The 19154-nt window shown below is 69.4% G+C and carries 16 protein-coding genes; 11 read left to right on the top strand and 5 right to left on the bottom strand.

All coding sequences use genetic code 11. The annotated features are described in order from the left end of the window. Nucleotides 1–13: 13 nt before the first annotated feature. Complete coding sequence (locus AC6CHL_RS02530) at nucleotides 14–1927, bottom strand: DUF885 domain-containing protein (RefSeq protein ID WP_498293195.1); 1914 nt, start codon at nucleotides 1925–1927, stop codon at nucleotides 14–16. Between the two features lie 352 nt (nucleotides 1928–2279). Here AC6CHL_RS02530 and AC6CHL_RS02525 point away from each other — a divergent pair, with 352 nt between their 5' ends. Next, nucleotides 2280–4958: a TonB-dependent receptor plug domain-containing protein gene (locus tag AC6CHL_RS02525; RefSeq protein WP_498293193.1), complete on the top strand. Its 2679-nt coding sequence runs from the start codon at nucleotides 2280–2282 to the stop codon at nucleotides 4956–4958. Beyond that, nucleotides 4958–6130, top strand: coding sequence for a pyridoxal phosphate-dependent aminotransferase (locus AC6CHL_RS02520; RefSeq protein WP_463601070.1), 1173 nt, complete (start codon nucleotides 4958–4960; stop codon nucleotides 6128–6130). Before AC6CHL_RS02525 ends, AC6CHL_RS02520 begins: the two co-directional genes overlap by 1 nt. Nucleotides 6131–6138: 8 nt before the next feature. Here AC6CHL_RS02520 and AC6CHL_RS02515 read toward each other — a convergent pair whose 3' ends face one another. Next, nucleotides 6139–7926, bottom strand: coding sequence for an FAD-binding oxidoreductase (locus tag AC6CHL_RS02515; protein ID WP_498293191.1), 1788 nt, complete (start codon nucleotides 7924–7926; stop codon nucleotides 6139–6141). Nucleotides 7927–8276: 350 nt separating this feature from the next. On the opposite strand from AC6CHL_RS02515, the gene AC6CHL_RS02510 reads away from it, so the two are divergent. From AC6CHL_RS02510 to AC6CHL_RS02480, 7 genes are all read left to right on the top strand, one after another. Beyond that, nucleotides 8277–8819, top strand: a complete 543-nt coding sequence (locus AC6CHL_RS02510; protein ID WP_498293189.1) for a hypothetical protein — start codon at nucleotides 8277–8279, stop codon at nucleotides 8817–8819. Nucleotides 8820–8879: 60 nt separating this feature from the next. Next, nucleotides 8880–11408 carry a heavy metal translocating P-type ATPase gene (locus AC6CHL_RS02505; protein WP_498293187.1) on the top strand — a complete coding sequence of 843 codons (2529 nt, stop codon included), beginning with the start codon at nucleotides 8880–8882 and terminating at the stop codon, nucleotides 11406–11408. A 223-nt stretch (nucleotides 11409–11631) separates the two neighbouring features. Next, the gene (cueR, locus tag AC6CHL_RS02500) at nucleotides 11632–12117 is read left to right on the top strand and encodes a Cu(I)-responsive transcriptional regulator (RefSeq protein ID WP_038692163.1); all 486 of its coding nucleotides are present in this window, start codon (nucleotides 11632–11634) and stop codon (nucleotides 12115–12117) included. 91 nt (nucleotides 12118–12208) lie between these two features. Continuing rightward, nucleotides 12209–12403 carry a heavy-metal-associated domain-containing protein gene (locus AC6CHL_RS02495; RefSeq protein WP_313422663.1) on the top strand — a complete coding sequence of 65 codons (195 nt, stop codon included), beginning with the start codon at nucleotides 12209–12211 and terminating at the stop codon, nucleotides 12401–12403. An 87-nt stretch (nucleotides 12404–12490) separates the two neighbouring features. Beyond that, on the top strand, nucleotides 12491–12964 hold the full coding sequence (locus AC6CHL_RS02490) for a hypothetical protein (protein WP_498293185.1): 474 nt from the start codon (nucleotides 12491–12493) through the stop codon (nucleotides 12962–12964). 114 nt (nucleotides 12965–13078) lie between these two features. Beyond that, nucleotides 13079–13495 carry a DUF2231 domain-containing protein gene (locus tag AC6CHL_RS02485; RefSeq protein ID WP_320491048.1) on the top strand — a complete coding sequence of 139 codons (417 nt, stop codon included), beginning with the start codon at nucleotides 13079–13081 and terminating at the stop codon, nucleotides 13493–13495. Further along, nucleotides 13492–14805: a PQQ-dependent sugar dehydrogenase gene (locus tag AC6CHL_RS02480; protein WP_498293183.1), complete on the top strand. Its 1314-nt coding sequence runs from the start codon at nucleotides 13492–13494 to the stop codon at nucleotides 14803–14805. The genes AC6CHL_RS02485 and AC6CHL_RS02480 overlap by 4 nt, the downstream gene beginning before the upstream one ends. Before the next feature lie 77 nt (nucleotides 14806–14882). Here AC6CHL_RS02480 and AC6CHL_RS02475 read toward each other — a convergent pair whose 3' ends face one another. The 3 genes from AC6CHL_RS02475 to AC6CHL_RS02465 form a co-directional block, all read right to left on the bottom strand. Beyond that, nucleotides 14883–15524, bottom strand: a complete 642-nt coding sequence (locus tag AC6CHL_RS02475; protein ID WP_141057936.1) for a hydrolase — start codon at nucleotides 15522–15524, stop codon at nucleotides 14883–14885. Nucleotides 15525–15616: 92 nt separating this feature from the next. Next, nucleotides 15617–16297 (bottom strand): hydrolase, encoded by a 681-nt coding sequence (locus tag AC6CHL_RS02470; RefSeq protein WP_498293181.1) that lies wholly within the window; start codon nucleotides 16295–16297, stop codon nucleotides 15617–15619. 70 nt (nucleotides 16298–16367) lie between these two features. Next, the gene (locus AC6CHL_RS02465) at nucleotides 16368–17234 is read right to left on the bottom strand and encodes a pirin family protein (RefSeq protein ID WP_447593911.1); all 867 of its coding nucleotides are present in this window, start codon (nucleotides 17232–17234) and stop codon (nucleotides 16368–16370) included. Between the two features lie 208 nt (nucleotides 17235–17442). On the opposite strand from AC6CHL_RS02465, the gene AC6CHL_RS02460 reads away from it, so the two are divergent. After that, entirely contained in the window at nucleotides 17443–18438 is a 996-nt protein-coding gene (locus AC6CHL_RS02460) for a LysR substrate-binding domain-containing protein (RefSeq protein WP_498293178.1), read from the top strand. A gap of 94 nt (nucleotides 18439–18532) precedes the next feature. Further along, nucleotides 18533–19036: a hypothetical protein gene (locus AC6CHL_RS02455; protein ID WP_498293176.1), complete on the top strand. Its 504-nt coding sequence runs from the start codon at nucleotides 18533–18535 to the stop codon at nucleotides 19034–19036. Nucleotides 19037–19154 lie beyond the last annotated feature (118 nt).

Below are 19154 nucleotides of genomic sequence, written 5' to 3'. Positions count from 1 at the left end.
CCGCGCGCCGCGCTCAGGGCGTGCGACGCGGGTCGCCACCGCCGGCGGCAATCCAGCCGTCCACCGCCTGCGCCACCACGGTCATCGGCATCGCGCCGTTGCCCAGTACCAGGTCGTGGAAGGCGCGGATGTCGAAACGCGTGCCCAGCGCCTGGCGTGCGCGTTCGCGCAGGGCCAGCAACTGCAGCTGGCCCATCTTGTACGACGAAGCCTGGCCCGGCTGGACCAGGTAGCGGTTGATCTCCACGCGCACGTCGCTGGCCTTCATGCCGGTCTTTTCCTGCATGTAGGTGGCGGCCTGCTCGGGCGTCCAGCGCTTGCGGTGCAGGCCGGTATCCACCACCAGCCGCACCGAGCGGAACATCTCGGCCTGCAGCCGGCCCAGGTCGCCGGCCGGGTCGTCCTTGTACACGCCGGCCTCGGCCATCAGCTGCTCGGCGTACAGCGCCCAGCCTTCGCTGAAGGCGCTGGGATTGAGGCTGCGACGCAGCAACGGCAGGTCGGTCAGGGTCTGCCCGATCGAGATCTGGAAGTGGTGGCCCGGCGAGCCCTCATGGTAGGTGAGGGTGGGGATGCTCCAGCGCGTGTTGGACTCGATGTCGCCCAGGTTGATGAAGAACGTGCCCGGCCGCGAGCCGTCCATCGCCGGTGGGTAGTAGTAGCCGCCCGGTGAGGTTTTCTGCATGTGCGCCGGCACCGGCTGCACCACCAGCTTCTGCGGCGGCAGGTGGCCGAACCAGGTGGGCAGGATCGGGTCGAGGTCGCGCAGGCGCTGTTCGATGTCGCCCAGCAGTTCCTTGCGCCCGGCATCCGTGTCGGCATACAGGTAGCGCGGGTCCTGGCGCAGCTGCTGCACGCGCGCGGCCACGCTGCCGTCGCGCAGGCCCAGCTGGTCAAGCCGCGCGTCCATCAGCGTCTCCACCCGCGCCACCTCGTCCAGCCCGACCGCATGGATCGCATCGGCGTCCAGATCGGTGCTGGTGTACCAGCGCAACGCGGCGTCGTAGTAGGCCTTGCCCTGCGGCAGCGCCCACACGCCCTTGTTGCCCAGGTGGCGCGCCTGCAGGCCCTGCACATCGGCCAGCAGGCGCTGGTAGCCCGGGTTGACCGACTGCTGCACCGCGCGCGTGGCCTGCGCGACCAACGCGGCGCGGCGTGCGGCGGAAATCGCCGGCAGTTTCTCCAGCTTGCGCTGCAGCGACTGCACCCACAGGCTGTCCTTCGGCGCGGGTTCGAGCAGCGTGCGGAACTGGTCGGCGGCGCCCTGCAGCGCCACTTCGGGCGGCACCACGCCCTGCGCGGCCTGCATGTCCACGTTGGCGCGCACCTGGTCCAGCTTGGGTCCCATCGCCTGCAGGCGGGCGATGTAGTGCGCCGCGCTGGTCTCATCGCTGACCGCATGCTGGTTGTCCATGAACTGCGGCAGGTTCACCGGCAGGCTGAACAACTGGTCCACCGCATAGGTGCTGCCGCCCACCGGCAACCACGCCGCCGACCACGGCACCGCCATCAGGTCGATCTGGGTCTGGTAGAACCAGCGCGCCAGGCCGCTGCTCAACTGCTGCTGCGCATCCAGCGGGGCGCCCTGCCACTGCGTGATCGCCGCCAGGTTGTCGGCCAGGAACCGGCGGTTGACCTCACGCCGCGCCAGCGACACATCGGTGAGCTGGTCGGAACTGTCGGCCTGGCCGTCGCCGCTGATGCCGAGCATCGTGCGCAGCTCCGGGTCGGCGTTGATCGCGGCCATGGTCTGTGCGTCGAGCAGGGCATTGAAGGACACCGGCATGGGTGCGCCGGGTACCGTCGCCGGCGGCATCGGCGCCGCAGTGGCTGCCTGCCCGTGCGTGGGCGGCGCGCTGAGCGCCAACGCCGCGCCGATGGCGAGCGACAAGAAGGCGGGCAGGGCGGAAGCGGTCGGGAAAGGCATCACGGGACATCTCCGGTGGCGGGCTGCCCGCAGGCTACGCCAGGCCAGGAGGGGCTGCACGTGCAGGTGGTCACGCGCGCTCCCTGCGCAATCCAGCAGAAAATCGTGTCACCGCAGGTGGCCGGCGTCGGTACCGCTGGCTATATGCACATGTGCAGCAGTTCTGGCGCGCGATGTCGGTGTACACGCGGCGTGAATGAAATCAGTGGGTTGGCTGGCGCAGCCACGCGCGCTGCGGGCCAACCCTCAGGCAGCAGCTGGCCCACCGATTGACGCGCTGCAACGACGCGGCAGGATGGGCGCACGCCATCCGGGGATCGGATGCGCCCACCCCCACACCGCAGGAACCTGCATGAACTCTCGCGCCTCCGTGCCGCGACGCCGTCGCCTGTCCGCTGCCATCGCGCTGGGCCTGTCGGCCGGCGTAGCGGCCATTCCCGTCCAGGCCCAGTCCGCGCCTGCGCCCGGGGTGACCCAGCTTGACCAGGTCAGCGTGCTGGGCAACCGCACCCAGGCACGCACCGTGCTGGAATCCCCGGTGCCGATCGACGTGCTGGGCGCCGATGACATCCGCAGCAGCGGCTACACCGACATCAGCCAGATCCTGCAGGCGCTGTTGCCCTCGTTCAACTTCCCGCACCCGACTACCCCCGACGGCAACACGCATATCCGCTCGGCCACGCTGCGCGGGCTGTCGCCCGACCAGACCCTGGTGCTGGTCAACGGCAAGCGCCGGCATGCCAGTGCCTGGGTCAATACCGGCGGCACGGTCGGCAAGGGGGCGGTGTCCACCGACCTCAATGCGATCCCGGTGAGTGCGATCGCGCGGGTGGAAGTGCTGCGCGACGGCGCGTCGGCGCAGTACGGCTCCGATGCCATCGCCGGGGTGATCAACATCGTGCTGCGCGACGACGCCGGGTTCGAGGGGCGGGCCAGCCATGGCAGCACCCGCGACGGTGGTGGCGATACCACCAGCATCGCGCTGGACACCGGCTTCGCCTTTCCCGACGGCGGCGGCGTGCACCTGACCTGGGACTATCGTGACCGCAAGGCGGCCGACCGCGCGTTGGCCGACACCCGCCAGCAGTACTTCGGCATCGGCCGCAACGGCGCCCCGGTGGCGCCTTCCAGCACCTACGGGTCGGGCACCGGGTTGGCGCCGATCGGTGGCGCCGCGTCCGGTGCAGTGGCCGATCCGCGGGAAGCCACGATCGACCGCGACGCACTGTGGCGCTTCGCCGATTCGGCCGACACGGTGGAAAAAACCGTGTTCGGCAACCTGCGCAAGCCGCTGGACTGGGGCAATGGTCTGGAGGTCTATGCGTTCGGTGGCTACGGCGTCAGCGACGGCAGCTCCAATGCGTCGCTGCGCCGCGCCGCGCAGCCCGAGAACGTCCGTGCGATCTACCCCGACGGGTTCCTGCCGTGGGTGGACACGCGCAGCACCAACGCCTCGCTCGGCGCCGGCGTCAAGGGCGCGGCCGGCGACTGGCAGTGGGATCTGAGCAGCGTGTACGGCCGTAACAAGCTGGTCTACCGCACCCGCAACACCCTCAACGCCACGCTCGGCGCCGACAGCCCGACGGCGTTCTACAACGGCGCCCAGGCCGCGTCGCAGTGGACCACCAATGCCGATGCCAACACCACCTTCGAGCTGGGCTGGCATGCCCCGCTGCGGCTGGCAGTGGGCGCCGAGTTCCGCCGTGACACCTACGGCATCCGTGCCGGTGAACCGGGCTCCTACGTATGGGGGCCGTACCGGGTGCTGGACGGCCCGGCCGCAGGCAGCGTGCCGACCATCGGCTCGCAGGGCTTTGCCGGCATCCAGCCCGGCGATGCCGGCAACCACCATCGGCAAAATGTGGCCGCCTACGCCGAAGCAGAGACCGACCTGAGCGACCGGCTGCTGGTGTCGCTGGCCGGGCGCTGGGAGGACTACAGCGATTTCGGCAGCACCGCCAATGGCAAGCTGGCGCTGCGCTACCAGTTGGACGGCGGGCTGGCGCTGCGCGCTTCGGCCAGCACCGGCTTCCACGCCCCGGCCCTGGCCCAGCAGTACTTCAGCTCGACCAGCAGCCGCACGCTCAACAACACCATTACCGGCGTGCCCGAGTACGTGCTGGTACGCACGGCACCGGTGGATTCGGTGGAGGCGCGTGCGCTGGGCGCGCGTGCGCTGGATCCGGAGAAGGCCACCAACCTCACCGCCGGCCTGACCTGGGGCATCGCCGGGTTGAGTGCCTCGCTGGATGTGTACCGGATCGATATCGACGACCGCATCTTCCTGTCCAGCAACTTCGTCGATGCGGCCGGCTCCAACGCCATCCGCAACTACCTGGCTGCGCTGGGCTCGCCGGGCGTCACCAGCGTGCGCTACTTCAGCAACGCCGCCGACACCCGCACCACCGGCATCGATGCGTCGGCGCGCTACCGCTGGGACCTGGCCGAGCGGGGGAGCCTGGTGGCCACGGTGGGATACAACCGCAACAAGACCGAACTGACCCGGGTGGCCAGCACGCCGGCGCAGCTCACCGCGCTGGGGGTGCGCACGCCGCTGTTCGACATCACCGAGCGCACGCGCGTGGAGAAGGGCCAGCCGCGCGACAACCTGACCGTGGCGCTGGCCTGGGACGTGGGTCGCTGGGGTTTCAACCTGGGTACGCACCGCTACGGCGTGGTCGAAGGCGTGGCCGCCACCAACCAGAGCGCGGCCAACGTCGCCGCGTTCGCGCAGGGGTCAACGCGTTTCCGCACGCTGCCCACCGAGGCCGGCAGTGCCGGCAACCTGGATGTGATCCAACGGCTGGAGGCGCGCTGGGTGACCGACCTGGACATCGCGTTCCGCGCCAGCGACGCGCTGACCGTGGTGCTGGGCGCCAACAACCTGTTCAACACCTATCCCACCCGCAACATCGCCACCACGCCGCAGGTGTCCGGTGCCGATACCTTCGGCGTGTTCCCGTACAGTGAACTGTCGCCGTTCGGTTGGAGCGGCACCTACTACTACGCCCGTGTGGAGACCCGCTTCTGATGGCTACCGTTCCTGACGAGGCCGCCGTGGATGGCAGCCGACGCCGCTGGCTGGGGGCTGGCATCGCCGGTGCAGCCGGTGCGGTGATGCTACCGGTGCTGGCACACGCGGCGGGTATTTCACCGGCACCGGCATCCACACCCGCCAGCGACGCCGTGCTGCGCCTGGACCTCAACGAAAGCAGCTATGGCCCCGCGCCGCAGGTGGGCCCGGCGATCCAGCAGGCACTGGGCCAGGCGCCACGCTATGTGGGCGCGGACCAGCTGCTGGCGCTGCAGCGGCAGATTGCCGCCCTCGAAGGTGTAACCCCTGAGCAGGTGATCGTGGGCGAGGTGCTTGAAGCGCTTGGCCAGCACCTGGCGCTGAGCCAGGGCGCGGGCGGCTTCGTGTACTCGGTGCCAGGGTATGGAGCGCTGGTGGATGCGGCCAAACCGTTCGGCGGGCGTGCCCAGGAGGTGCCACTCAATGCCGCACTGGAGAACGACCTGCCGGCCCTGCTGGCGGCGGTGGGCGCCGACACGCGCGCGCTGTTCGTGGTCAACCCACACAACCCATCGGGCACGCTCAGCCCGGGGACGGACTTCGACGGCTTCGTCACCGCCGCGCAGGCGCGCACGCTGGTGATTGTCGACGAAGCCTACCTGGACTACCGCGAGGACGCGACCACCCTGAGCGCGGTGCGACTGCTGCGGCAGGGCCAGAACGTGGTGGTGTTCCGCACCCTGGGAAAGATCCATGCGCTGGCCGGGCTGCAGATCGGCTACGCACTGGCCCCCCGCGCGCTGGCCGACGCGCTGCGTCAGCGCGGTGTGGGCGGTGCGCACGCGCAGAACCAGTTGTCGGTGGCCGCCGCCCAGGCCGCGCTGGCCGATACCGTGCACGTGGCACAGGTGCGTGCCCGCGTGGCGGCCGAACGCGCGCGCTGGCAGCAGCTGCTGGCCGGCCTGAAGCGGCGCTCAAGCGCGGCGGCCGGCAATTTCGTGTTCTTCGACAGCGGGCATCCGCATGCAGCGGTGGCCGCCGGGTTGCTGCAGCACGGGGTGCGCGTCGCACGCGTGTTCGCCCCTTACGACAGCTGGGTGCGTATCAGTATCGGCACGCCCGCCGAGAACGCCCGCGCGCAGCAGGCGTTGCGCCAGGTGCTGGCCGCTCTGGACGCGGCGCGCACCTGAGCGAAGCGTCAGCCGGTGCGCGGCGCGAAGCCGTCCGCGCTCCAGGCCTCGCTGCCCACGCCGTGATGGATCACGAACAGCCCGTCCGGATCGTAGCGATGCTTGGTTGCCAGCAGGCGCGGGTAGTGCGGGCCCCAGAAGGCCTGCTGCCAGTCGGCCTGGAAGTAGTCGCACTCGGACACGTACGTAGGCGCCTTGGGCACCAGCACCGACAGGGCGTCGTAGGCACGCCGCACCCGTAGCGCGCCCCGGCGCGCGCCGGGTTCGTCCACGCTGCCGGCACAGCCGGGATAGACCGGGCCGCCGGCAGTGCCGATCAACGCCAGCGCGAAGGCGTCCAGCAGTGCCGGGTGGGTGGCGGTGTCGGCACTGGCCGCGATCGCGTCGGCGGGTGCGCCGAACAGGCCCTTGTTGCAATGCAGGCCAACGTCCATGTGCACCGCGGCGGCACACAGCGCCGTCGCGGCGGCCACCACCTGGTCTTCGCCGAGCAGCGCCGACGGCATCCACGCCGAGGCATACCCGTGCAGGAACCAGCCGACCTGGCCCTGGTCGCCCTTCCACAGCATGTGGTGGGCGGGCGCATCGGCACGGGTGTCCTCGGCGATGATCGCCGGCGCGTGCTGGCGGAAGAAGTCCGCGTCCCAGAAGTCGCGCGCCGGCATCGCCAGCGCCTGCAGCGGTTCGCGCACGGTGTACCCCGGGTTTGCGGTGATCCAGCCCAGCAGCGGCTGCCACGTGGCTGCCGCCGCCTCGCGGCTGAGGCCCTGGAACACCATCGAGATGGACAGGGTGCGGTCACCGGCGAAGGTGATCTGCTCGCCCCAGTGGGCGTTGCACAGGCGGTCCCGGTAGAAGCGCAGTACCTGCGCCGCCAGCGCACGCCACTGTTCTTCGGTGCTGGCCTGCACCTTGAAGGAGAGTCCGCCAAATGTATCGGGCAGGGCATGGGTCTTCAGGGTCATCCGGGTGACGATGCCGAAGCTGGCCGCACAGCCCCCCTTCAATGCCCAGAACAGGTCCGGGTCGTTGTCCGCATTGACCACCCGCACCCGGCCGTCAGCGGTCACCACCTCGGCCTCCAGCAGGCTGGCTGCCGCGCTGCCGAATGCCTTGGAGAAACTGCCGAAGCCACCGCCGGTGACCAGCCCGGTCACGCCCACCGACGTGCACCCACCGCCCTGCACGTAACGCCCGCCATGGGTGGTCACGGCGTTGTAGGCGTCGATCCACATCGCCCCGGCACCCACGCTCACCGCCGGCTGCGCCACCGTGCCGGCGCGCGCGCCTTGTGGCACGAAGGCGTCGTGCAGCTGGATCTGGTTCATCGCCCGGGTCCAGACCAGCAGCGAGTCGGGCGCACACGAGGTACCGTGGTAGCTGTGGCCGCCGCCCTTGACCACCAGCCGCAGCCGATGGGTGCGGGCAAAGTTCACCGCCGCGGCCACGTCGGCGCTGCTGGTGGCGGCCACCATCTGCGCGCTCGGCACCGAACGCCATGCGCCGAAGTACCCGCTGGTCTGGGTCAGGCCCGGTTGGTCCCCGATGTAGAAGGGATTGTGGATCTGCGCCAGCGCTTCGGCACGCGTGGCTGCATCGCCCGCGAACGGCGACTGCGGCACCGACAGCCGCCCCCCGACCGCCTGCGACAGCTGGGTCCAGTCGGCCCGGCCCGGCCACCCGGCAGTGCCCGGCCGTACCCGGGGGCCGGCCAGGGGCCCGGCGGCCGCCGCCTTCAGGACCAGCGGCAGCAGGGGCAGGGCCAGGCTGGCCTTGAGGCAGTCACGTCGTTTCATCGGAGTGTTCCCTGGCGCTGAGCCGGTAGCGATGGCAGCGAGTGTGTGCCCGCCACACCCCGCCGTCATGGGGTGCGGGACGAAGGGAGGGGGCAAGGGACCAACGGTGGCCGGCTCGGGACCGGTGGGCACGGTGCTGCTGGTGATGTTCTGGTGGTGGGAGCGACGCATTTCCTTGCGCGGGGGGGCGGCGTACCGCGCCGGCCCGGGGTAGCGGCCGGCGGATTGGCCGTTGGGCATCTGGCGTATGCTGACAGCCGCAGCGCGGGGATGCGCTGCGCCGCATCAATGCACGCCCGCCCCGCCGCACCCGCGCGAGGTGCTGGCGGCCGCTCGCCCATGGAGAGTCGATGGTCTTTGCCCTGAGTGCCCTGTTGTTGATCGAACTGGTGCTGCAGTTCACCTGGAACCGGCGCTACTTCAGCTGGGGCATCCGCATCTTCAACCGGCGGATCGCGGCGCCGGCCGACTGGCGCGAGCGGCTGTCGCTGGGCAGCCTGGAATACGATGTGCCGCGCGGAAAGTACCTGCACCTGGTGTTCCGCCCGCTGCCCGATGGCAGTTATGCGTTCCGCGAGAGCTTCGCCCAGCGCTTTTACTCGCTCATGCGCGGCCGGGTGGTGGTCGACCCCGGACGGCGTGAGGTGAGGGTGGAGGGCCGCTGCAGCTGGTGGGCGCTGTGCATCTCGCTGTTGATCTTTCCGCTGATGGTGGTGCGGCCGGCGGCGGCCGCGATGCTGTTGATGCTGCCCTTCTTCCTGGTCTGCTATCTGGTCCAGAAAAAGATGTTCGGCGCCGTGGCCACCGTGATCGAGCAACAGCTGCGCGGTATGCCATCGGCCGACGCGATCCTGCGTGAACGGTTGCAGGCCCGCCGGATGCCCCAGGCTTGACCTTCCCATGGTGGGAATCCTTAGGGTGGCGGGTACCTTCTTCAGCCAACGGATCCTGCCATGTCATCCACTGCCCCCAGAGCCGGCACGCCTGCCTCCGCCACGGGCGCTGAGCGCCTCAGCCTGCCGGTAGAAGGCATGACCTGCGCTTCGTGTGTCGGGCGCGTCGAGCGTGCCCTGCAGGCGGTGCCGGGCGTGCATAGCGCAGCGGTCAACCTGGCCACCGAGCGCGCCGACGTGGGCTTTGCCGGCCCGGCTGACGCACAGGCGGTGGTGCGTGCCATCCAGGGCGCCGGTTACAGCGTGCGCGAGGAGGTCACCGAACTGTCGATCGAGGGCATGACCTGCGCTTCCTGCGTGGGCCGGGTGGAGAAGGCGTTGGCGCAGGTGCCCGGGGTGCTGGAGGCCAGCGTCAACCTGGCCACCGAGCGCGCACGGGTGCGCCATCTTTCCGGGGTGGTGACCCTCGCCAGCCTCGATGCGGCCGTCGCGAAGGCCGGCTATACCGCGCGCCGCGCCGGTGCCGCGACCGCCAGCGCAGCAGACCAGGACACCGAGCGGCGCGAGCAGGAAGCGCGCGAGTTGCGGCGCGCCTTGTGGATCGCCGCAGCCCTCACGCTGCCGGTCTTCATCCTGGAGATGGGCTCGCACCTGGTGCCGGCCATGCACCAGTGGGTGATGCACGTACTGGGCACGCAGACCAGCTGGTACATCCAGTTCGCGCTGGCCACCCTGGTCCTGTTCGGGCCGGGCATCCGCTTCTTCCGCAAGGGGGTGCCGGCGCTGCTGCGCGGGGCGCCGGACATGAACTCACTGGTGTCGGTGGGCACGGCGGCGGCCTACGGCTATTCGGTGGTGGCCACGTTCCTTCCGGGGGTGTTGCCGCCCGGCACTGCCAACGTCTACTTCGAAGCCGCCGTGGTGATCGTCACCCTGATCCTGCTCGGCCGCACGCTGGAAGCGCGCGCCAAGGGCCGCACCTCGCAGGCGATCAAACGGCTGGTGGGCCTGCAGGCCAAGACCGCGCGGGTGGAGCGCAACGGCGCTACGGTGGAGGTCCCGCTGGACGAAGTGGTGACCGGTGATGTGGTGCTGGTGCGGCCGGGCGAGAAGGTGCCGGTGGATGGCGAGGTGGTCGACGGCGCGTCGTATGTCGACGAAAGCATGATTACCGGTGAACCGGTGCCGGTCTCCAAGGAGGCAGGCGCGGCTGTCGTCGGGGGTACCCTCAACACGACCGGTGCCTTCCGCTTCCGTGTCACCCAGGTGGGCGCCAACACGGTCCTGGCGCAGATCATCCGCCTGGTGGAAGAAGCGCAGGGCTCCAAGCTGCCGATCCAGGCGCTGGTGGACAAGGTGACCATGTGGTTCGTGCCGGCCGTGATGGCGGGCGCGGCGCTGACCTTCCTGGCGTGGCTGGTGTTCGGCCCGGCCCCGGCGCTGACCTTCGCGCTGGTCAACGCGGTGGCGGTGCTGATCATCGCCTGCCCGTGTGCGATGGGGTTGGCCACGCCCACCTCGATCATGGTGGGCACCGGTCGTGCCGCCGAGCTGGGCGTGCTGTTCCGCAAGGGCGAAGCGCTGCAGGCGCTGCGCGATGTCAGCGTGGTGGCGTTGGACAAGACCGGCACGCTGACCAAGGGGCGCCCCGAGCTGACCGACCTGGTGCCGGCCGACGGCTTCAGCCATGACGAAGTCCTGGCGCTGGTGGCCGCCGTGGAAAGCCGCTCTGAGCACCCCATCGCCGAGGCGATCGTCGTGGCCGCCACGCAGCGCGGCCTCGACGTGGCAGCGCTGGAGAACTTCGAGGCGACGCCCGGGTTCGGCGTGGCCGCCACGGTGGGCGGGCGTCGGGTGGCGGTGGGAGCCGACCGCTTCATGAACCGGCTTGGCCTGGACGTGGGTGCGTTCCAGACGGCGGCGCAGCGGCTGGGCGCCGAAGGCAAGAGTCCGCTGTATGCGTCCATTGACGGGCGCCTGGCGGCCATCATCGCGGTGGCCGATCCGATCCGGGAGACTACCGCCGAGGCGATCAACGCGTTGCATGCACTGGGCCTGCGGGTGGCCATGATCACCGGCGACAACGCCGCCACGGCCGCGGCGATCGCCCGCCAGCTGGGCATCGACGAGGTGGCGGCCGAAGTGTTGCCGGACGGCAAGGTGGCCGCGCTCAAGACCTTCCGCGCCAACGGTGCGCGGGTGGCCTTCGTCGGCGACGGCATCAACGATGCGCCGGCACTGGCCGAAGCGGATGTCGGTCTGGCGATCGGTACCGGCACTGACGTGGCGATCGAAGCGGCCGACGTGGTGCTGATGTCCGGCGACCTGCGCGGCGTGATCAACGCCATCGCGCTCAGCCACGCCACCATCGGCAACATCAAGCAGAACCTGTTCTGGGCGTTTGCCTACAACGCCGTGCTGATTCCGGTGGCGGCCGGCGTGCTGTACCCACTGAACGGCACCCTGATGTCGCCGATCTTCGCCGCCGCGGCGATGGCCTTGTCGAGCATCTTCGTGCTCGGCAACGCGCTGCGCCTCAAGCGCTTCCACGCGCCGATGGCCACCGACGCGCGTGGCGCAACGGCCTGAGCACGGGCACCCGTGCGAGGCGCCGCAACGCCTGCCCCGGTCCTGCCGGGGCAGGGCGGTCGGTGAGGATTCACATCCACGGCGGCATCGGCGCGATGATAGCCCCGTGGCTGGCCCCGTAGAGCCGGGCTCTGCCCGGCTGGCGCCCCGCTGGCGCCAGGCATGCATGGACCACACCGAACGCACCCCCGCAGGGCGGCAGGTTTCCCAGGAGTACACCATGTTGAACATTGGCCAGGCGGCCGCCTTCTCCGGCGTGTCGGCGAAGATGATCCGGTACTACGAACAGATCGGCCTGATTCCGCAGGCCGCACGCAGCACAGCGGGCTACCGTACCTACAGCACGCAGGACGCGCACAGCCTGCGCTTCATCCGGCGCGCGCGTGACCTGGGGTTCCCGGTCGAACAGATCGCCGAACTGCTGACGTTATGGAACGACCGCGACCGCGCCAGCGCGGACGTCAAGGCGGTGGCGCTGGCGCACGTGGCGGGCCTGCGCACGCGCATTGCCGAACTGGAGGCGATGGCGATGACCCTGGAACACCTCGCCGCGCACTGCCACGGCAACGATCGGCCGGACTGTCCGATCATTGCCGACCTCGCCGAGCAGGCCGACGCCGCTGCCACACCGGGCACCGTGGCGCCCCATCGCGCACCGCGTTTCGGCACCGATGGGCCGGTGGCATCGCGCCGTCGTGCGGCAAAGTGAACCCTGCCTTGCCACGTGCACGACACCGCTTGACCTTGCCATGCTGTCAGGCCGGAAAGTAAGCGGACACTTTTCCCACAAGGCGTCCTGCATGTTCCGTTTCAACATTCCCACCATGACCTGCGGCGGCTGTGCCCGCTCCGTGACCAAGGCACTGATGGACGCAGACCCCAACGCGCGCATCGAGACCGATCCGGCGGCGCGCGAGGTGCGGGTGGAGAGCACCCTGAGCGAAGCGGTGTTCGTGGCGGCGCTGGCCGAGGCAGGCTTCCCGGACGCGCGCTGAGGCGACCATGCGAGGCAGACGCGTAGGGCCGCGCTTGGGTAGCATGGGCGGTCCACTCCCACGCTGCATGCCAAGGACGCCACCTCCATGCGTACTACCGACGACAAGACCGAACGCCGTGCCCAGCTCACCGCCGCCATGCAGGCAGCGGGGTGCACCGCCCCGCGCGACTGGGTGAGCAGCGAGCTGTCCGAGAACATCGCGCAGTTCGCCCGGTTCCGCGTGCTGCACGACGTCCACGTACTGGCCGACGACGTGGAGCACGTGCTGTCCGACGCCCTCTACGATCAGCCGGATCTGCAGGACACCCTGCAGACGCTGCGCGCCGCGGTGGACCCGGCTGCGCTGCACGCGCTGCTGCGGGCCTATGCCAAGGCACTGGGCAACGCGTTCGTGATGGTGCTTGATGAGGGTGGCATGAGCGACGACGCGCGGATGCCGGGGTGGCAACTGATGGAAACCGGGCCCGACGGCCCGACAGGGCGGCTGGTGCAGGGGCTGCACGAGGACTACCTGGATTTCGAGGATTTCTACCAGGCTAAGGCCGACGCGGGCACCTGATCCGTACGCCTGCACGGCGCATCCGCGCCGCGCCGTCGCCGTGCATCACATGGCGTATCACCGTCGGCTGGCAGCATCGGTGGGGTCCGGACATCCGTCCATCTGGAGACCGCCGTGAACTCGACTGCCTTGCTGGCCCGCCCATGGGCCCTCCATCCTTTCCATGCAGCGGTGCTGGGCGGCGTACTGCCGTTGTTCCTGGGCGCGCTGCTGGCCGACTACGCCTACTGGAGCAGCTACGAGATCCAATGGAGCAACTTCGCGGCCTGGCTGCTGGTGGGCGCCATGGTGATCACTACCCTGGCGCTGCTGTGCGCCCTGGTGGGCCTGGCGCGCGGCAGCCGCGCGCGCGCCTACACCGCGTTGCTGGTGCTTACCTGGGCGGTGGGCTTCTTCAATTCGCTGCATCACGCCCGTGATGCCTGGGCCATCATGCCGGGGGCGCTGGTGCTGTCGGCGATTGTCACGGTGCTGGCCCTGCTGGCCACCTGGGTCGGATTCGCCCGCCTGCGCGTGGGAGGTGCACGATGAAGCGCCCACAGACCGCCATGCTCACCGTATCGGTGCTGGCCATCGCGCTCTCGGCGTGCAGCAACAAGGCACCCGAGCTTGAACAGTACGGCGCCACCCCCGAACTGCCCGCGCCCAACCGTACCTTGATGCCGGACATGACCATCGCCAAGCCGGCCAGTTGGGGCGATCGCACGCCCACCGTGCCGACGGGCTACCGCATTTCGGCGATTGCCACCGGCCTGGCCATTCCGCGGCAGACGCTGGTGCTGCCCAACGGCGACATCCTGGTGGCGGAAGGACGCGGCGGCAGCGCCCCGAACCTGAAACCCAAGGACGTCATTGCCGGCCGCATCAAGTCCAAGGGCAACACCGCCGTGAAAAGCGGCAACCGCCTCACCTTGTTGCGTGACGCCGATGGCGACGGCGTGTACGAACTCAAGACCGTGTTTGCCGACCATCTCAATGCGCCGTATGGCCTGGCGTTGATCGGCGATGCGCTGTATGTGGCCAACCAGGACGCGCTGGTGCGCTTTGCCTACCAGCCGGGCCAGACCAAGGCCAGTGGCGCGCCCAGCAAGGTCACCGACCTGCCGGCGGCGATCAACCATCACTGGACCAAGTCGCTGGCCGCCAGTGCCGACGGGCGCTACCTGTACGTGGGCATCGGCTCCAACAGCAACATCACCGAGCGCGGCATGGCGGTGGAAATCGACCGCGCGCAGGTATGGCAGGTGGATGCACAGACCGGCGCGCACAAGGTGTATGCCACGGGCCTGCGCAATCCCACCGCGCTGACCGTGCAGCCGGGCACGGGGGTGCTGTGGGCGGTGGTCAACGAGCGCGATGAGATCGGCCCCAACCTGGTGCCGGACTACCTCACCTCGGTACGCGAAGGCGCGTTCTACGGGTGGCCTTACAGCTACTGGGGCAAGAACGTGGACGTGCGGGTGATGCCGCAGAACCCGCAGAAGGTGGCCACGGCCATCGCCCCGGATTACGCACTGGGGTCGCATGTGGCCGCGCTGGGCGTGACCTTCTCGTCAGCGGCGATGGGTCCCGCGTTCGCCGACGGGGTGTTCGTGGGTGAGCATGGCAGCTGGAACCGCAACCCGCCGGTGGGCTACAAGGTGGTGTTCGTGCCGTTCCGTGACGGGCGCCCGGCGGGCGAGCCGATCGATTTCGCCAGTGGTTTCCGCGGCGATGACGGCCGGACCCGTGGCCGTCCGGTCGGAGTCACGCTGGATCCGCGCGGGGCGGTGATCGTGGCCGATGACCTGGCCAATACGATCTGGCGCATCACACCGGTGGCGGCGCCCGCGGGCGGCTGAGGCGCGCGCCACGCGCCGGTCGGGTCGCGCTGGCATGAGCAACCCGACCGGCAGGTGCCGGTCGGGTTGACTGCGGGTTACTCGGTCCGGTCGTAGGAGAACTGGATACCGGCGGTGCCACCGGTCTCGATGAAGAGCTTCATGAAGGCCGGCACCGTGTCACTGCGATTCCAGTCGCGCTGCAGTTCGCAGAACAACTGGGTGACGCTGATCAGCTGGGCACCGGCCTGTTCGACGCGACGCAGCGCGGCGTCATGGGCGGCCAGCGAGGTGCCGCCCACCGCATCCACCACCACGTACACCTCATAGCCTTCCTTCAGCGCGTCCAGGGCCGGGAAGGTGAGGCAGGCTTCGGTCCAGAGCGCGGTCATGATCAGCTTCCTGCGGCCGGTGGCTTCAACCGCCTTGCGGAACTCCGTGTCTTCCCACGAATTGATGGTGGTGCGGTCGTAGGTCGGAATACCGTCCAGCACCTTGCGCAGCTGCGGAATGGGCGGCTTGTTCAGGCCGGTCTTGACGTTGACCGTGGAATGCACGATCGGCAGGCCGTAGGCCACGGCCGCCTGTGCGGTGCCCACGATGTTGTTGACCAGCAGCTGGCGATCCATCGAGGCGATGGAGTTCACCTGCACGGGTTGGTAGTCGATGATCACGAAGGCCGCATTCTGCGGGGTCAACAGGTGGTCGGCGATGGGATCGCGGACAGGTTCGCTTGCCATGGGGTGTCTCCTTTGGGGTCGGGGGTGGGGTGCCACGGGGCAGGGCGGTCTTCCGGGCACGTACGGCCGCGGCAACTCGCCCGCCCGTTGGCTCAGGCGCGCAGAGAATCCAGGGCTTCGCCGTTCTTCTGGACGTCCTGCGCCTTGGCGTGGCTTTCGATCAGCAGCTGGTAGTTGGGGAAGATCTGCGTATAGACCTCGGCCCACTGCGGGGCGTCGTCGCGGTGCCACGTTTTCTGCAGCTCGGAGGCCACCGCGGCGGTGTCCATCGGCACGACGCCGGCCTGCACCACGCGCGCCAGGGTGATCTCTTCGGCCATCTTGGAATAGGTGCCCGAGGCATCCACCACCGCAAACACCTGGTAGCCGTCGGCCACGGCGGCGATGCTCGGGAAGGCCATGCAGACACTGGTGATGGTGCCGGCGATGATCAGCTGCCGGCGACCGGTGGCCTTGACCGCCGCGACGAATTCGGGGTTGTCCCAGGCGTTGATTTCGCCGCGCCGCGCCACGTAGGTGGCGTGCGGTGCGTTCTGGTGGATCTCCGGGATCAGCGGGCCGTTGGGACCTTGCGGCACCGAGGCGGTGGTGATCACCGGCAGGCCGCACAGCGTGGCCATGCGCGCCAGCGCGACGGCATGCGCGCGCACACGGGAAAAGGGCATGTCGCCGATGGTCTGGAACAGCCCGCTCTGGTGATCGATCAACAGCATGGCCGCGTCTGCGGGGTTGATGATCGGCTTGCTGCCGCTGAAGTTGGCGGGAACGCTCATGGTCACTTCCGTGGGTTGGGGGAGAGAGCAGTGCGACGGGCCGCGCGTTGGCGGCGGCCGTCGAATCGGGTCACGCGGGGATCTGGCCGAACCGGCCGGTGTTGAAATCGGCCATGGCCTGCGCGATCTCGGCCGCGCTGTTCATGACGAAGGGGCCATGCCCGACGAGCGGCTCATCGATCGGCTCGCCGCCCAGCAGGAGCAGCGTGGCATCGCCGATGGCATCGACCTGGATGGACTGGCCGTGGCGTTCGAACATCGCGAACTGCGCCGGCCCGATCGCATCGCCTGCGTTGAGCCGCACCTCGCCCTTGAGCACCACCACCACCGTGGTCCAGCCCTCGATGGCCGGCAGGGTGAGGTGCGCGCCCGCGTTGAGGCGCAGGTCCCAGACGTCCATGGGGGTGTGGGTGCGGGCGGGGCCCTGGCAGCCCTCGAAGGTGCCGGCGATCACCCGCAGCTGCCCGGCCCCGTCGGCCAGCGGCACGACCGGGATCGTGCTGGCGTCCAGGCTCTGGTAGCCGGGGGCACGCTGCTTGTCCCGCGCAGGCAGGTTGACCCACAACTGCACCATGTCCAGGGTGCCGCCCCGCTGGCTGAAGGCCGGGGAATGGAACTCTTCGTGCAGTATTCCCGACGCCGCCGTCATCCACTGCACGTCGCCCGGGCCGATGGTGCCGCCGGCGCCGGTGGAGTCGCGGTGGGACACCTCCCCCTCATACACCAGGGTGACGGTCTCGAATCCCCGGTGCGGGTGCTGGCCGATGCCGCGCACGTGCGCCGAGGGGGTGAAGGTGTGGGGCCCGGCGCGGTCCAGCAGCAGGAAGGGACTCAACTGCTGGCCGTGGGTGGTGTAGGAAAACAGCGAGCGGGCAGGGAAGCCGTCGCCCACCCAATGCGGCCTGGGGGCGCTGTACACGCCAAGTATGTTCTTCACGTTCACCCTCGCTCCGGGGTCGCAGCGACTCCGATGGCGCACACCGTAGCCCCGGCGGTTTTGCCCCGGTAGACGGCAAAAATTGCCACCAGCGTCCTATCAGGTGAACGATGATCGGCATGCACCCGACAGGATCCGGGTGCAAGCTGGGTACATCACCGACAGCGGGCCGCTGTGGGTGCTTCCGCAATCCCGAGACCCGACGCCCATGCAGGACTTCAACGACCTTTTCTACTTTGCGATGGTGGTCGAGCACGGCGGGTTCGACCAGGCCGGCAGGGCGCTGAATGTGCCCAAGTCCAAGCTCAGCCGGCGTATTGCGCTGCTGGAGGCGCAACTGGGGGTGCGCCTGATCCAGCGTTCAAGCCGCCAGTTTTCCGTGACCGAGCTGGGCAGGCTGTTCCTGGATCACTGCAAGGCCATGATCGCGCAGGCCGATGCGGCGCGTGCGCTGGTCGACCTCACCCGTTCAGAGCCCTGCGGGCTGCTGCGCATCACCTGCAGCAACGACCTCCTGCAGGGCGGGGTGAGCCGCATGGTGGCGGACTACATCGCCATCAACACCAAGGTCAGCGTGTATCTGAAGGTGTACAACCGACCCATCGATATCATCGCCGAGGGGTTTGATATCGCCATCCGCGAAAGCAGCGGGCAGTTGAACGACTCCGAACTGATCCAGCGCGTGTTGGCCCGGCGCGAATGCGTACTGGTGGCCCACCCGGACCTGCTCAAGGACCGTGCGCACCCGGTCGGCCCGGCGGACGTGGCGGCCTTTGCCACCCTGGAACTGGGCAGCCCGCGCACAACCCACGAATGGTCGTTCGAGCATGCCGACGGCGCGGTGGCCACGATCCGCCACCAGCCGCGCATGGTCACCGACGATGTCGCGTGCATCTACCATGCCGCGCTGGGCGCGGCCGGCGTGGCCATCCTGCCGCGTACGATGGTGGCCGACGACCTGCAGGCGGGGCGGCTGGTGGAACTGCTGCCGGGATGGGCCGCGCCCGGCCATGTGGTGCACGCGCTGCTGCCCTCGCGCCGCCATCTGCTGCCCTCGGTGCGATCGCTCGTGGACCACCTGGTGGCGTGCTTCGAGGCGCCTGCACTACCGGCGGTATCGCCCCATGACACCGAACGCAGCGGCCAGACCGCCGTTGGTCACGATGCCGCCCGGCACATGGCCGGGAAAGCACACGCTCCCTAAGCTGGCGGCACTGGACCCTGGGTCACGATCAAAGGATGTGAGGATGGCGAGTCCCCAATCGCGCTGGATACTGCCCGGCGCCGTCATCGTCGGGATGACCGCGGCCCTGATACACCTGGGCTGGGAGTACAGCCATGGTGGCATCCAGCGCCATCACCTGCTCAATGATGCAAGCCTGCCGGCCATCTCCAACGCGTGGGGACTGCTGGTGCTGCCATTGCTTGGCGTCCTGGCGGGCTGGGAAGTGAGCCGGCGCACCCGTGCGCACGCACGCGCGTGGTGGCCTGCTGTCGCCGGCTTCCTCGGCGCGCTCGCCGCGGGCGTCGCACTCTCGGTTGCGTTTGTGACCCAGGGCGAACCTGCTGCAACGCAGGTAATGCTGGGGGTGTTGATGGCCAGTGTGCTGTTTCCCACCTACCGCGCGGAGTACCTGTTCGGATTCGTCATCGGCATGACCGCCGTGTTCGGTGCGATCCTGCCTGCGCTGGTGGCGTGCGTGCCGATGCTGATCTCGGTAGTGAGTCGGCAGGTGGTGTGGCGTCTTGCGCAGTACGCGCTGCGTCGCTCGACTGGCGCGGTTGCCGTGCGCCGCGGATGATGTAGCGCATGTTCCGCGTCATCCCCGCGCGGGAGCGCCAAAGCGCCCCGAGCGCATGACCGGCGGAAGGCAGCAAGGCCGGCGCGTCATTGCGCGCCGGCCTTGCTGCGGTCAGACC

The organism is Stenotrophomonas sp. GQ19, assembly GCF_059758695.1.
The sequence above is the reverse complement of the archived record's forward strand: the minus strand, read 5'-3'. Positions and strand labels throughout refer to the sequence as shown.